Here is a 12,486-nt window from a genome sequence, read left to right as displayed (position 1 = left end):
GGGGCATGGCGAGCGGGCGGCACGACGGGCGGGAAGGCGAGTGGGCCAGGCACTGGCAGTACCCCGGTGTGCCCGGGCTCGACCTGCTCCGCGCCCGCTACGTACGCCACTCCTTCACCCGGCACAGCCACGAGGGGTACGTCCTGGGCGCCGTGCGGCGGGGCGTGGAGGACGTGGTCATGCCCGAGGGCACCATCCGGGCCCGCCCCGGCACCGTCGTCATGATCAACCCGGAGGTGCCCCACTCCGCCCACGCCGGGGTGCCCGAAGGCTGGTCGTACGCGACCCTCTACCCGTCGGCCGCGCTCGTCGCCTCGATCGCGCGGGAGGAGACGACCCTGCGCGGGACCGTCGGCTTCGCCGAGACCATCGTCGAGGACGAGGACACCGCCCAGCTCGTCCGTGCCGTCCACCGCGCGGCGGAGGAGGGCAACGCGCTCGCCGCGGACAGCCTCCTGCGGGTGGCCGTCGCCCGCCTGCTGCGCCGCCACGGCCGGCCGATGCCACGGCGTGAACCGCTCGCCGCCGGAGCCCGCACGGCCGCCCTGGCCCGGGAGCTGCTCCAGCAGCGCATGGCCGAGCCGCCGTCGCTGGAGCAACTCGCGGCGGAGCTGGCCACCAGCCCGTTCGCCCTTCTCCGCGCCTTCAAGGCGGCCTACGGGATGCCTCCGCACACCTGGCTGACCAACGCGCGCGTGCGCACCGCCCGCCGCCTGCTGGAGTCCGGTACGGCCCCGGCCGCCGCCGCCGTGACGGTCGGGTTCACCGACCAGCCGCACCTCAACCGCCACTTCACCCGGATCGTCGGAGTGCCCCCGGGCGCCTACCAGCGGGAGCGCGCAAGAACGTACAAGACCGGGCAGGCGCCCGGTGCGTAACGTCACCGGCGTGGCAGAACGAACAGCACCAGCGTCAGCGATACCGGGACCCGGGTCCGAACCCGCTTCCCCGCACCCCGTCCCGGAGGCCGGACCGGCCGGCCGCCCCGACCGCGCCGTCGTACGCGACGCGCTCGGCGTCGGCGTGGCCGTCGGACTCTCCGGCTTCGCCTTCGGGGTGACCTCGGCGGGGGCGGGTCTCAGCCTGCTCCAGACCTGCGCGCTCAGCCTGCTGGTCTTCACCGGCGCCTCGCAGTTCGCCCTGGTCGGAGCGCTCGCGGCCGGTGGCAACCCGTTCACCGCCGCCGCCGGGGCCTTCTTCCTCGGCACCCGCAACGCCTTCTACGGGCTGCGGCTCTCACAGCTCCTGGCCCTGCCGCGCCCCGTACGGCCGCTCGCCGCCCACTGGGTCATCGACGAGACGGCGGCCGTGTCGCTGGCGCAGCCGGACCGGCGGGCCGCGCGTGTCGGGTTCACCGTCACCGGGCTCACCCTCTACGTGCTGTGGAACCTGACCACCCTCCTCGGGGCGCTGGGCGCCGAGGCCGTCGGCGACACGGACGCGTGGGGCCTGGACGCCGCCGGGCCGGCCGTCTTCCTCGCCCTGCTGGCCCCCATGCTGCGGACGGCCACCGAACGCGCGGTCGCCGGGGTCGCCGTCGTCCTCGGCCTCGGATTCCTGCCGGTGCTGCCCGCGGGGGTGCCGGTGCTGGTCGCGGCGCTCGCCGCACCCGTCGTGCTGTGGTGCGAGGGCCGCCGGGCCGGCCGTACGGCGAAGGGGGCGGACCGATGAACGGACCGACGACCGTCTGGCTCGCCATCGGCCTGACCGCGGCCGGCTGCTACCTCCTCAAGCTGCTCGGGCTGCTGGTGCCGGCGGGCGCGCTGGAGCGGCCGCTCGTGCGGCGGCTCTCGGCTCTGCTCCCCGTGGCCCTGCTGGCCGCGCTGACCGCCCAGCAGACCTTCGGCGCCGGCAGCGCGCTGGTCGTGGACGCCCGGGGCGCCGGGCTCGCCGCCGCCGCGCTCGCCCTGGTGCTGCGCGCCCCCTTCCTGGTCGTGGTCGCCGCCGCCGTCGTGGTGACGGCCGTCGTACGGGCGCTCGGCGGCTGAGCGGGACGGGGCGGCCGCGAGGGGGGCGCCGCCGGGCGGTGCCGGCTCAGAGTCCGATCCGGTGGCCGTGCGCCCTCAGCGTGCGCAGCGCCTCGATCGTGACGATCGGCCGCCACTCCAGGGCCGTCCCCGGGGCCCACTGCCGCCACCTGATCGGCCAGCCGCCGTCCGCGTCCTGCTCGGCCGCGAGGTGGTCCAGGGAACGGGTCATCTCCTCGTCCGTGAACCAGCGCCGGGCGAGGGAGCCCGGCACGCGCGCGTAGTCGTGCGGGAAGTGGTGCTCCCCGGGGGCGTATCCCGGGGCGACCGGATGGTCGTCCGGGCGGCGGGGGTCCAGCACCACCAGCCGCTGGTCCCGCACCAGACGGCCGAGCCGGTCCGCGGCGGCCTCCGCGCGCGCCCGGTCCGGAACGCCGTCGAGGAACGCGACGGCGGCCTGGACCTCGTACGGGTGAGTCTTCTCCAGCGCGTCGACGGCGGCCCAGCAGAAGTCCGTGGCGCGGAACAGCCACGCGTGCCACACCTGGTTGCGGTGGAGCAGTCCGACCACCGGGCCGGTCGCCAGCAGGTCGCCCGGCGGGTCGTCCGTGACCGGCAGGAACGGGGCGGCGGGGTAGCCCCGGATGGAGGGGTGGAGCGCCGGAAGGGCCCCTTCCGGGGTGGACGCCCCCGTCAGGTAGCGGCACACCCGCTCCACGCGCAGTCCGCCGCAGCGGCCGATGGCGTCCAGCACCCGCAGCGCGTGGGCGGTGTGCAGCGGCTGGCTCACGGGCCCGCGCAGGTCCGGTTCCAGCGCGTGTCCGTAACCCCCGTCCTCATTGAGGTACGCCGACAGGGCGGCCTCGACGGAGTCGGCGCCACCCCCCAGGAAGTGGTGGGCGAAGCGGCGCTGTTCGAGCACGCGGGCCGTCAGCCAGATGAAGTGCTCGGCACGTGAGAGGGGAGTCGCAGCCATGGTCCGACCGTAGGGCGGAAAGGGCTTTCGACGGGGGCCGGGGGCAGGGCTGCACTCTCAGGAGCGGGATACTCGAGGCATGCGGTTGACGATTTTCTGGGAGCGGATGGCGGACCACTTCGGTGAGGTCTACGCCGAGTCCTTCGCTCGGGACCACGTCATGTCCGAGCTGGGCGGCCGGACGGTGTACCAGGCGCTGGACGCGGGGTGGGAGGCGAAGGACGTGTGGCGCGCGGTGTGCGCGGCCATGGACGTCCCCGCGGACAAGCGCTGACGCGGTCCCGCCCCGGGAGAGTGTTCACCGGGCTGGTCGGCCGGATGTCGTAGCCGTGAGCGAGACTTGCCCCGTGGCCCCGACTGACGAGACCGAGACGACGAGCACCGACACGACGACCGCCGACACGACGACCGCCGACACGACGACCGCCGAGCCGACGAGCACCGAGCCGGTGACGCGCGAACCCGCGTCACCGGCTCCGAACGCGGCCGCGACCGTGCCGCCGAGCAGGGCCGCCGCGCCGGCGCCGGGCACCCCGGCCGGAGGCGGGCTGCCCGCCGCCCGTATGCCTCGCTGGCTGCCGAGGGCCATGGTGCTGGCCCTCGCCCTGTACGCGTGCTTCCAGCTGGGCAGTTGGGCGTTCCACCAGCTCATCGGCCTGCTGGTGAACATCCTCATCGCGTTCTTCCTGGCGTTGGCGATAGAGCCGGCCGTGGGGCGGATGGCCGCCCGGGGGATGCGCCGCGGCCTGGCCACCTTCCTGGTGTTCTTCGTCGTCCTTGCGGCCGGCGTCGGGTTCGTCGTGCTGCTCGGCTCGATGCTGGCCGGCCAGATCGTCGACATGGTCGAGGACTTCCCCCAGTACCTCGACTCGCTCATCAACTGGATCAACCACACCTTCCACACCGAGCTCTCCCGGGTCGAGGTCCAGGACAGCCTGCTGCGCTCCGACTGGCTGCGGAAGTACGTGCAGAACAGCGCGAGCGGGGTGCTGGACGTCTCCGCGACCGTGCTCGGCGGGCTGTTCAAGCTGCTGACGATCTTCCTGTTCTCGTTCTACTTCGCGGCCGACGGTCCCCGGCTGCGCAGGGCCCTGTGCTCCGTCCTGCCGCCCGCGAAACAGGCCGAGGTACTGCGCGCCTGGGAGATCGCCGTCGACAAGACCGGCGGCTACCTGTACTCGCGCGGACTGATGGCGCTGATCTCCGGCGTGGCCCACTACGTCCTGCTGCAGTTCCTGGCCGTGCCGTACGCGCCCGCGCTCGCGGTCTGGGTCGGCCTCGTCTCGCAGTTCCTCCCCACCATCGGCACGTACCTGGCCGGCGCGCTCCCGATGCTGATCGCCTTCCGGGAGAACCCCTGGTACGCGCTGTGGGTGCTGGTGTTCGTCGTGGTGTACCAGCAGTTCGAGAACTACGTGCTGCAGCCCAAGCTCACCGCCAAGACCGTGGACATCCACCCGGCGGTCGCCTTCGGGTCGGTCGTCGCCGGTACCGCGCTGCTGGGAGCGGTGGGCGCGCTCATCGCGATCCCGGCGGTCGCCACCCTCCAGGCCTTCCTGGGCGCCTACGTGAAGCGGTACGACGTGACGGAGGACCCGCGCGTGCACGGTCACCGCAGGCACGGCGAGGCCGTCCTCGCGCGGGTGCAGCGGGCCCTGCGCGCCAAGAGGGAGCAGGACGCCCGGAAACCGCCCTCCGGCGGCGCCTGAGGCCCGTCCGGGCCGGGTCTCGGCCGGTGCCCGCCCCGGCCGGCTCGCGGGAGGGACGGGTCATAGGTACGACGGGCCGCTCACCCGGTGCCGGAAGGCCCACCAGGTCCAGCCCTGGGCGGCGACCAGGAACGGGGTGATCACCAGGAGGGCGGGGACGAGCAGGGCGAGCGTGGCGCCGTCCGCGGCCGAAGCGGCGAGCGGCAGGGAGAGCCCGGCGAGGACCGGCACCGCTGCCATGAGGGAGCCGGTCAGCGCGAAGGACCGCCACGCGCGGGTGCGGCCGGTCAGCCGGCGGGCGCGTGCGTACGGCGCCCCCGTCAGCCGTACCGAGGCGAAGCCGGCCCCATGGGCGGCGAACAGCGCGGCGACGGCGAGGGCGGCGACGACCGCGCCCGCCCCGGTGGCGGCGGTGCCCGGCGTCCCCGCGAAGAGCGAGGCCAGCAACCGGCCCCACGACAGGGCGACCACCCAGCTGCCGCAGACGACCGCCCCGTCGCACGCCGGCCGCCACACCCGGCCGCCGCGGGGGACGGAGCCCCGGCCGGCGGCGGCGTCGGGGTCCCGGCCGGCGCCGGAGGCGCGCCCGCGCAGCCACAGGCCCGCGTCCCGCACCATCCAGCCCGCGAGCAGCGGTACCAGCACGGCGAACTGGCCGGTGAACAGCACCCCCTCGAAGTCGGGGAAGCAGCCGGCGAGCAGCCCGGCGGTGGCGATCAGCCACACCTCGTTGCCCAGGAAGAAGGGCGCGAAGGAAGCGATCACCAGGCGCCGCTCCCGGTCGGTGCGCCCCAGGAAGGGCAGGAGCATGCCGGTGCCGATGTCGGCGCCGGCGAGGACGAAGTACCCGGCGGTGAAGAAGCCGAGCAGGGCGACGGCAAGGGTTTCCATGACGGCTCCTCGGTCCTCAGTAGCGCGTCGCGGGCAGGGAACCGGCCGGGTCGCCGTCCGGTGTGTCGCCGTCCGGTGCGCGGTCGTCCCGGCCGAGCCCCGTGTCGGTGGGGCCGCGGCGCGCGTACCGGACCAGCAGCCGGGCGTTGACCACGGCGAGGACGGCGAACAGGGTGGTGAACACGGCGAGGGAGGCCCGCATGGCGGCCGGCGAGACGTCCGAGACCGCGTCCTGTGTCCTCAGCAGCCCGTACACCACCCAGGGCTGCCGGCCGGCCTCCCGGAACACCCAGCCGCCGGTCATGGCGAGGTACGGCAGCGGTACGGCGGCCATCAGGGCCAGGTGCCAGAGCCGGAACCGGTGGACGGCCCTGGGAAAGCAGGCCAGGACGACCCCGGCGAGGGCGAGGTACATCATCAGTCCGAAGGCGATCAGCATGACGAGCGCGCCGCCGCGCGTCCACGCCTCGGAGGGCACGTAGTCGCCCGGGCCGAACCGGGCGGCCATGTCCGCCTGCACGCGCGCGACGTCGGCCGCCTGCTGCCGGAAGACGGCCGACTTCATGGGCTGGAGTTCCGCCAGCGCCGTCAGCTGCACCCCGCCGAAGGCGGCGGTGACCACCAGCGCCGGAAACGACAGGAACACCCCGACACGCAGGCTCCGGCCGAAGAACTCCCGCTCCGGGGTCCGCCGGAAGAGGTGGTGGGCGCTGACGCCCGCCACGAAGAAGCCCGCCGTCAGAAGGGCCCCGCCGAGGATGTGACCGAAGGCGAGCAGGGCGGCCGGGTTCGTGAGGACGGCCACGGCGTCGTCGAGTACCAGCTTCCCGTCGGCCACGCGGTACCCGACCGGGTGGTTGAGGAACCCGTTGGAGACGAGGATCCAGTAGGCGGAGAGATACGCGGTGAGCGTGACGACCCAGATCATCGCCAGGTGCGTCCACCTGCCGAAACGGTTCCAGCCGAAGATCCACAGGCCCAGGAAGGTGGATTCGACGAAGAACGCGACGATCGTCTCGACGGCGAGGGACGCGCCGAAGACGTTGCCCGCGTAGTGCGTCAGCCCGCTCCAGCTCAGCCCGAACTGGAACTCCATCACGATGCCGGTGACGATATCCCCACCGCGTAGTTGATGACGTAGAGCTGTCCCCAGAACCGCACCATGCGCGCGTGCAGCGGCTTGCCGCTGAACGCCGCCCGGGTCTGCAGGCCGGCGACGACGGTGGCCAGCCCCAGCGTCAGGGCCACGAAGAGGAAGTGTCCGCCCGCCGTGAGGGCGAACTGCAGGCGCGCGAGATCGAGGACGTCGGTGTTCACCCGCCCAGCGTCGGTGCACGGTCAGGGGCTCCGCGTCGGCCCCCGGTGGTCAGTGTCCCTGCACCCGGGGTTGTGGGTGACGCCGCGCGCGTACCCCGTGGGTTGCGGACCCGCGCGCGAGGACCCGGAGAAGACCCCGACGCCGCCGTGCCGTCAGGCGAGCCAGCCCGGGGTGATCATCCCCGACTCGTACGCCAGGATCACCAGCTGCGCGCGGTCCCGGACCGCCAGCTTGGTCATGATCCGGCTGACGTGCGTCTTCGCGGTGGCGGGGGAGAGGACCAGCCGCCGGGCGATCTCGTCGTTGGACAGGCCCGCGCCGACGAGTCCCATCACCTCGCGCTCGCGCTCGGTGAGGGCGCTCAGACGGGGCCCGGGATCCGGCCGCCGGCCGCGGCCGGCGAACTCGGCGATCAGGCGGCGGGTGACGGCCGGCGCGATCAGGGCGTCACCGCGGGCCACCACGCGCACCGCGTGCAGCAGTTCCATCGGCTCGGTGTCCTTCACCAGGAAGCCGGACGCGCCCGCGCGCAGCGCCCCGTAGACGTGGTCGTCGATGTCGAAGGTGGTGAGGATGACCACCCGGACGTCCTCCAGGCGGTCGTCGCAGGTGATCCGGCGGGTCGCCTCCAGGCCGTCGAGGACGGGCATGCGGATGTCCATCAGCACGACGTCCGGGCGCAGCTCGCGGGCGAGGGCGACGGCCTGCTCGCCGTCGGCCGCCTCGCCGACCACCTCCATGTCGGTCTCGCCGGACAGGATGGAGCGGAACCCCGCCCGTACGAGCGTCTGGTCGTCGGCGAGTACGACGCGGATCATTCCTGGTCCCCCTCGGGCGTGGTGAGCGGCGCCCCGGTGGGCGCCGCGCGGAGCGGCAGCCGGGCGGTGACCCGGAAGCCGTCGGCGGTGTCGTGGGCGGTGAGATCGCCGCCGAGGGCCCTGGCCCGTTCCGTCATGCCCCGGATGCCGCTGCCCGGTGCGCGCCCGGCCGGCGCGTGTCCGCGGGACGCGTCCCCGCGCGGCGCGTCTCCGGCCGGTGCCTGGCCGGCGGGCGCGTGGGCGCCGGACGAGCCCTCGCCGTCGTCCTCGACGCACAGGCGCAGCTCGTCGCCGGCCCAGGTGAGGGTGATCAGCGCGGTGCGCGCGCGGGCGTGCCGGGTCACGTTGGTGAGGGACTCCTGGACGATGCGGTACGCGGCGAGGTCGAGGGGCGGCGGCAGTGGGCGGGGGGTGCCCTCGGTACGGACCTCGGCGTCGAGCCCCGCCGAACGGGCCCGCTCGACCAGTTCGCCGAGCCGGTCGAGGCCGGAGGCGGGCGCGGTCGGGGCGGCCTCGTCGGCCTGCCGGAGAACCCCCAGGGTGGAGCGCAGCTCGCGCAGGGCGTCCTTGCTCGTCGCCCGGACCGCCTCCAGCGCCTCCCGGGCGGCCGGCAGGGCGGTCTCGGGGGCGGGGTTCCTGCTCAGCCGGTGAAGGACGGCGCCCGCCTGGACGTTGATCAGCGAGATGCTGTGGCCGAGGACGTCGTGGACTTCGCGGGCGATGCGCAGTCGCTCCTCGGTGGCGCTCTGCCGCGCCCTCGCCTCCTGCTCCCGCTCGGCGGCGAGCGCCCGTTGCTCGGCCTCGTGCAGGTAGGCGGTGCGGGTGCGCTGCGCCCGGCCCACGGCCACCAGGCTGATCAGCCAGCCGGCCAGCATCACCAGGGACGTGTCGTCGATCTGGCGGTTGCCGGGCGCCTGGCGGACCTCGCCGGCTCCGACGGCGAGCAGGGTGGTGGCGGCGAGGGCGACGGAGGCGGCGAAACGGCCCTCGGCGGCGGCGGTGTACAGCGCGACCGCGAAGGTCACCATGAGCGGGCCGTCCTGCTCGCTGAGCGGGTAGTAGGCGCAGCAGGCCAGCAGGGTGACCGCCGCGACGGCGACGGGCCGGCGGTGCCGGTACCGCAGGGCGCCGCAGCCGACGGCCACGAGCACCCAGCCGGTCACGGTGCGGGCGAGCGGCTCACCGCCGTACCCGGGCCGGAGCGTCGCCACCGCCGTCCAGACGACGACGAACAGGGTGACGGCGAGGGTGACGCCCGTGTCGGCCGCCCAGGCGACCGCACGGTCGCGACGAGCGGAGGAGGGGTGGGCCATGCCACGAAGAATAGGCGCCGGGTGGCAGCCGGGCGGTGCCCGCCCTGCCGGGGGGCAGGTGCGCGGGCCGGGCCGGCAGGAGCGTCCCGTGCCCCCGTGTGGCTCGCTTGACAGCAAAATCGAACATCCATTCTTATGGGGGTTCCGGCCCGGGATCACGTGGGGCGGCGAGGTGTCGGCCGCCGGGTTATCCACAGGTCGGAGGGACGTCGGGGCCCATTGTCAGTGGCAGGGGTTAGCGTCTTTGACGTGAAGCGATCGACTCAAGCAAATCGGGTGGAACCCATGGCAGGAACCGACCGCGAGAAGGCGCTCGACGCCGCGCTCGCACAGATTGAACGGCAATTCGGCAAGGGCGCAGTGATGCGCATGGGCGAGCGGTCCAGGGAGCCCATCGAGGTCATCCCCACCGGCTCGACCGCGCTCGACGTCGCGCTCGGCGTCGGTGGCCTGCCGCGCGGCCGTGTGGTGGAGGTCTACGGCCCGGAGTCCTCGGGTAAGACGACCCTGACCCTGCACGCCGTGGCCAACGCGCAGAAGGCCGGCGGCCAGGTCGCGTTCGTCGACGCGGAGCACGCCCTCGACCCCGAGTACGCCCAGAAGCTGGGCGTCGACATCGACAACCTGATCCTGTCCCAGCCGGACAACGGTGAGCAGGCCCTGGAGATCGTGGACATGCTGGTCCGCTCCGGCGCGCTCGACCTGATCGTCATCGACTCCGTGGCCGCGCTCGTGCCGCGCGCGGAGATCGAGGGCGAGATGGGCGACTCGCACGTAGGTCTTCAGGCCCGTCTGATGAGCCAGGCGCTCCGTAAGATCACCAGCGCGCTCAACCAGTCCAAGACCACGGCGATCTTCATCAACCAGCTCCGCGAGAAGATCGGTGTGATGTTCGGCTCGCCCGAGACCACGACCGGTGGCCGGGCGCTGAAGTTCTACGCCTCGGTGCGCATCGACATCCGCCGCATCGAGACCCTCAAGGACGGCACGGAGGCGGTCGGCAACCGCACCCGCTGCAAGGTCGTCAAGAACAAGGTCGCGCCGCCGTTTAAGCAGGCCGAGTTCGACATCCTCTACGGCCAGGGCATCAGCCGTGAGGGCGGCCTGATCGACATGGGCGTCGAGCACGGCTTCGTCCGCAAGGCGGGCGCCTGGTACACGTACGAGGGCGACCAGCTGGGCCAGGGCAAGGAGAACGCCCGCAACTTCCTCAAGGACAACCCGGACCTCGCCAACGAGATCGAGAGGAAGATCAAGGAGAAGCTGGGCGTCGGCGTCCGGCCCGAGGCCCCCGCGGCGGACGAGACCGCCACGGACGCGGCCGGTGCGGCGGGCACGCCGGCCTCGGACGAGCCGGCGAAGTCGGTCCCGGCCCCCGCGGCCAAGACCGCCAAGGCGACCAAGACCGCGGCCGCCAAGGCCTGACCCCATGGTCAGGCGCACCGAATGGCCGGGCGACAGCCCCGACTCGTCGAGGGCCGAGAAGGAGCTGTCGCCCCAGGATCCGGCTGAGCGGGCGCGGGCGATCTGCCTGCGCCTGCTCACCGGGACCCCCCGCACCCGCAAGCAGCTCGCGGACGCGTTGCGCAAGCGCGAGGTCCCGGACGAGGTCGCGGAGGAGGTCCTCTCCCGCTTCGAGGATGTCGGCCTGATCGACGACGCGGCCTTCGCGGGGGCGTGGGTCGAGTCCCGGCACCACGGCCGGGGTCTGGCCCGCCGCGCCCTCGCGAGGGAGCTGCGCACCAAGGGGGTGGACGCCGAGCTGATCGACGAAGCGGTGGGGAGGCTCGACTCCGACCAGGAGGAGGAGACGGCCCGCGTACTGGTCGCCCGCAAGCTCCGGGCGACCCGTGGCCTCGACCGCGACCGCCGGCTCCGCCGCCTCGCCGGCATGCTCGCCCGCAAGGGCTACCCGGAGGGCATGGCCCTGCGGGTGGTGCGGCAGGCACTGGAGGCGGAGGGGGAGGACACGGACGACCTGCCCCACGAGGGCTTCTGAAGGGCTCCCCACCGGTGGGGAGCCCGGCCACCCCGTGACGCTCGTGCCGGGCGGGGCGGGGGCCGGGCTGTAGCGGGAGCGGGGCGGGGACCTCAGGGTCCGGTGACCGGGAGGCCCTCCGCCCTCCATGCCTGGAAGCCGCCGATGAGGTCGGTCGCCCGGTGCAGGCCCAACTGGTGCAGCGAGGCAGCGGCGAGGGAGGACGCGTAGCCCTCGTTGCACACCACCACGACCCGCAGATCGTGGCTGACCGCCTCCGGGGCACGGTGGCTGCCCAGGGGGTCGAGACGCCACTCCAGCTCGTTGCGTTCGACGACCAGCGCCCCGGGGATCAGCCCGTCACGGTCGCGCAGGGCCGCGTACCGGATGTCCACCAGCAGCGCGTCACCCGCCTCGGCGGCGGCGAACGCCTCCGGCGCGGTCACCCGGTCGAGTCCCGCCCTTACCCGCTGCAACAACTCGTCGATGTTCACTGCCAGTCCTCCGGGCGCTCGACCTGCTCCAGCCGGAGCAGCGGGCCGGTGCGGCTGAAGCGCCGGATCAGCGGCAGCGGCGGGTAGTACGCGTGCACCGACACGGCGTGTTCGGTGGTCGACTCGTTGAGCACCTCGTGCACATGGTGCCGGCCGAAGGCCCGCCCTTCGCCCGCCGGCAGCAGGCGCTCGCGGTCGACGTCCCCGTTGAGTTCCAGCGCCCGCCAGCCCCGCGAAGGCAGCCGCACGGACAGGGAGTTCTCCCTCAGCGCGCCGCGCGCGGTGGCGAAGGCGCCGAGCGACTCGGCGTGGTCGTGCCACCCGGTACCGGTGCCGGGCGGCCAGCCGATGAGCCAGGCCTCACTGCCGCCCGGGCCGTCGAGCCGCACCCAGGTGCGGCCCTCCGGGTCGAGGGGGAGGGTGGCGATCAGCGCGGTGTCGGCCGCGGTGCGGCGGACGAAGTCGAGGAGTTGGGCAGCGGTCGGGGCCGCCGCCCCGGCCTCACGTACGGAGGCGGAGACAGACTGGGACACGGGGAACCGTCCTGAGGTCCTGGACATGAAGTCGCGGGGAACGCGCGCGGGACGGAGACACCGGCGCGCGGGGGAAAGAGCGAGTTCAGCAGGACGGACGACACACACAGCCCGCGTAGCGGAGCAGGTCCATATGGACCCTCCGCCACAGGCGCACATCGGTGCCGAACATGATCGGGAGTACAGCACGTACTCCCGCCCCCGTCAAACGACGCCGACGGCGGCAGCGCGTCGGCCGGCGCAGCACCTCGGCTGGCGCGGCGCGCGTCGGCCGGCCGGGCCCGCCGGCGTCGCGTGGCACCACGGGCGCCAGGGGCACGGCGGCGGTCGGGCGACGACGGCGGGCGTCAGGCGACGCCGGCGGTGAGGCGCCAGTGGGCGTCAGGGGACGGCGGCGGTGCGGTCAGGTGACGGCGGCCCTCACGGGGCGGCGGTGCGGTCAGGTGACGGCGGCCCTCACGCGGCGGCGGTGCGGTCAGGTGACGGCGG

General features: G+C 74.0%; 16 protein-coding genes. 7 read left to right on the top strand and 9 right to left on the bottom strand.

Features of this window, described 5'->3' with window-relative positions:
* Window positions 1–5 precede the first annotated feature (5 nt).
* The 3 genes from IE109_RS26120 to IE109_RS26110 are packed head-to-tail and all read left to right on the top strand — an operon-like array spanning window position 6 to window position 1,988.
* Window positions 6–878 (top strand): AraC family transcriptional regulator, encoded by an 873-nt coding sequence (locus IE109_RS26120; protein WP_189553782.1) that lies wholly within the window; start codon window positions 6–8, stop codon window positions 876–878.
* Between the two features lie 40 nt (window positions 879–918).
* Window positions 919–1,671, top strand: coding sequence for an AzlC family ABC transporter permease (locus tag IE109_RS26115; protein ID WP_189553810.1), 753 nt, complete (start codon window positions 919–921; stop codon window positions 1,669–1,671).
* Window positions 1,668–1,988: an AzlD domain-containing protein gene (locus IE109_RS26110; RefSeq protein ID WP_189553781.1), complete on the top strand. Its 321-nt coding sequence runs from the start codon at window positions 1,668–1,670 to the stop codon at window positions 1,986–1,988. Before IE109_RS26115 ends, IE109_RS26110 begins: the two co-directional genes overlap by 4 nt.
* Before the next feature lie 46 nt (window positions 1,989–2,034).
* On the opposite strand, the gene IE109_RS26105 is transcribed toward IE109_RS26110, so the two are convergent.
* A complete protein-coding gene (locus IE109_RS26105) occupies window positions 2,035–2,943 on the bottom strand; it encodes a hypothetical protein (RefSeq protein ID WP_189553780.1) in 909 nt (302 codons plus the stop codon).
* A 79-nt stretch (window positions 2,944–3,022) separates the two neighbouring features.
* On the opposite strand from IE109_RS26105, the gene IE109_RS26100 reads away from it, so the two are divergent.
* Both IE109_RS26100 and IE109_RS26095 read left to right on the top strand, forming a co-directional pair.
* Complete coding sequence (locus tag IE109_RS26100; protein ID WP_189553779.1) at window positions 3,023–3,217, top strand: DUF3046 domain-containing protein; 195 nt, start codon at window positions 3,023–3,025, stop codon at window positions 3,215–3,217.
* A gap of 289 nt (window positions 3,218–3,506) precedes the next feature.
* Window positions 3,507–4,652 (top strand): AI-2E family transporter, encoded by a 1,146-nt coding sequence (locus IE109_RS26095; RefSeq protein WP_189553809.1) that lies wholly within the window; start codon window positions 3,507–3,509, stop codon window positions 4,650–4,652.
* Window positions 4,653–4,712: 60 nt separating this feature from the next.
* On the opposite strand, the gene IE109_RS26090 is transcribed toward IE109_RS26095, so the two are convergent.
* From IE109_RS26090 to IE109_RS26075, 5 genes are all read right to left on the bottom strand, one after another.
* Window positions 4,713–5,543 (bottom strand): cytochrome d ubiquinol oxidase subunit II, encoded by an 831-nt coding sequence (locus IE109_RS26090; protein WP_189553778.1) that lies wholly within the window; start codon window positions 5,541–5,543, stop codon window positions 4,713–4,715.
* A 16-nt stretch (window positions 5,544–5,559) separates the two neighbouring features.
* Window positions 5,560–6,639, bottom strand: coding sequence for a cytochrome ubiquinol oxidase subunit I (locus tag IE109_RS33775; protein ID WP_268251489.1), 1,080 nt, complete (start codon window positions 6,637–6,639; stop codon window positions 5,560–5,562).
* The gene (locus IE109_RS33770) at window positions 6,639–6,860 is read right to left on the bottom strand and encodes a cytochrome ubiquinol oxidase subunit I (protein ID WP_268251488.1); all 222 of its coding nucleotides are present in this window, start codon (window positions 6,858–6,860) and stop codon (window positions 6,639–6,641) included. Before IE109_RS33770 ends, IE109_RS33775 begins: the two co-directional genes overlap by 1 nt.
* Before the next feature lie 153 nt (window positions 6,861–7,013).
* The gene (locus IE109_RS26080; RefSeq protein WP_189553777.1) at window positions 7,014–7,679 is read right to left on the bottom strand and encodes a response regulator; all 666 of its coding nucleotides are present in this window, start codon (window positions 7,677–7,679) and stop codon (window positions 7,014–7,016) included.
* Entirely contained in the window at window positions 7,676–8,992 is a 1,317-nt protein-coding gene (locus tag IE109_RS26075; RefSeq protein ID WP_189553776.1) for a sensor histidine kinase, read from the bottom strand. Before IE109_RS26075 ends, IE109_RS26080 begins: the two co-directional genes overlap by 4 nt.
* 285 nt (window positions 8,993–9,277) lie before the next feature.
* Here IE109_RS26075 and recA point away from each other — a divergent pair, with 285 nt between their 5' ends.
* Both recA and recX read left to right on the top strand, forming a co-directional pair.
* Entirely contained in the window at window positions 9,278–10,417 is a 1,140-nt protein-coding gene (gene recA / locus IE109_RS26070; protein ID WP_189553775.1) for a recombinase RecA, read from the top strand.
* A 4-nt stretch (window positions 10,418–10,421) separates the two neighbouring features.
* Entirely contained in the window at window positions 10,422–10,991 is a 570-nt protein-coding gene (gene recX, locus IE109_RS26065) for a recombination regulator RecX (protein ID WP_229891550.1), read from the top strand.
* Between the two features lie 92 nt (window positions 10,992–11,083).
* On the opposite strand, the gene IE109_RS26060 is transcribed toward recX, so the two are convergent.
* From IE109_RS26060 to IE109_RS34110, 3 genes are read right to left on the bottom strand one after another with little or no spacing between them, the layout of a single operon-like run.
* A complete protein-coding gene (locus tag IE109_RS26060) occupies window positions 11,084–11,470 on the bottom strand; it encodes a rhodanese-like domain-containing protein (protein WP_189553808.1) in 387 nt (128 codons plus the stop codon).
* A complete protein-coding gene (locus IE109_RS26055; RefSeq protein ID WP_189553773.1) occupies window positions 11,461–12,024 on the bottom strand; it encodes a cupin domain-containing protein in 564 nt (187 codons plus the stop codon). Before IE109_RS26055 ends, IE109_RS26060 begins: the two co-directional genes overlap by 10 nt.
* A gap of 58 nt (window positions 12,025–12,082) precedes the next feature.
* Complete coding sequence (locus IE109_RS34110; protein WP_336320645.1) at window positions 12,083–12,169, bottom strand: putative leader peptide; 87 nt, start codon at window positions 12,167–12,169, stop codon at window positions 12,083–12,085.
* Window positions 12,170–12,486: the final 317 nt, after the last annotated feature.

It is taken from the genome of Streptomyces lavendofoliae, from assembly GCF_014649735.1.
In the GTDB taxonomy this organism is placed as follows: domain Bacteria; phylum Actinomycetota; class Actinomycetes; order Streptomycetales; family Streptomycetaceae; genus Streptomyces; species Streptomyces lavendofoliae.
Note: the sequence above shows the minus strand (reverse complement) of the source record. Positions and strands in the feature narration are given on the sequence as shown.

Coding starts and splice junctions, on each gene's coding strand:
- IE109_RS26120 (WP_189553782.1), top strand. CDS start 6: ATGGCGAGCGGGCGGCACGACGGGCGGGAAGGCGAGTGGGCCAGGCAC.
- IE109_RS26110 (WP_189553781.1), top strand. CDS start 1,668: ATGAACGGACCGACGACCGTCTGGCTCGCCATCGGCCTGACCGCGGCC.
- IE109_RS26105 (WP_189553780.1), bottom strand. CDS start 2,943: ATGGCTGCGACTCCCCTCTCACGTGCCGAGCACTTCATCTGGCTGACG.
- IE109_RS26100 (WP_189553779.1), top strand. CDS start 3,023: ATGCGGTTGACGATTTTCTGGGAGCGGATGGCGGACCACTTCGGTGAG.
- IE109_RS26095 (WP_189553809.1), top strand. CDS start 3,507: ATGCCTCGCTGGCTGCCGAGGGCCATGGTGCTGGCCCTCGCCCTGTAC.
- IE109_RS26090 (WP_189553778.1), bottom strand. CDS start 5,543: ATGGAAACCCTTGCCGTCGCCCTGCTCGGCTTCTTCACCGCCGGGTAC.
- IE109_RS33775 (WP_268251489.1), bottom strand. CDS start 6,639: ATGGAGTTCCAGTTCGGGCTGAGCTGGAGCGGGCTGACGCACTACGCG.
- IE109_RS26080 (WP_189553777.1), bottom strand. CDS start 7,679: ATGATCCGCGTCGTACTCGCCGACGACCAGACGCTCGTACGGGCGGGG.
- IE109_RS26075 (WP_189553776.1), bottom strand. CDS start 8,992: ATGGCCCACCCCTCCTCCGCTCGTCGCGACCGTGCGGTCGCCTGGGCG.
- recA (WP_189553775.1), top strand. CDS start 9,278: ATGGCAGGAACCGACCGCGAGAAGGCGCTCGACGCCGCGCTCGCACAG.
- recX (WP_229891550.1), top strand. CDS start 10,422: ATGGTCAGGCGCACCGAATGGCCGGGCGACAGCCCCGACTCGTCGAGG.
- IE109_RS26055 (WP_189553773.1), bottom strand. CDS start 12,024: ATGTCCAGGACCTCAGGACGGTTCCCCGTGTCCCAGTCTGTCTCCGCC.
- IE109_RS34110 (WP_336320645.1), bottom strand. CDS start 12,169: ATGTTCGGCACCGATGTGCGCCTGTGGCGGAGGGTCCATATGGACCTG.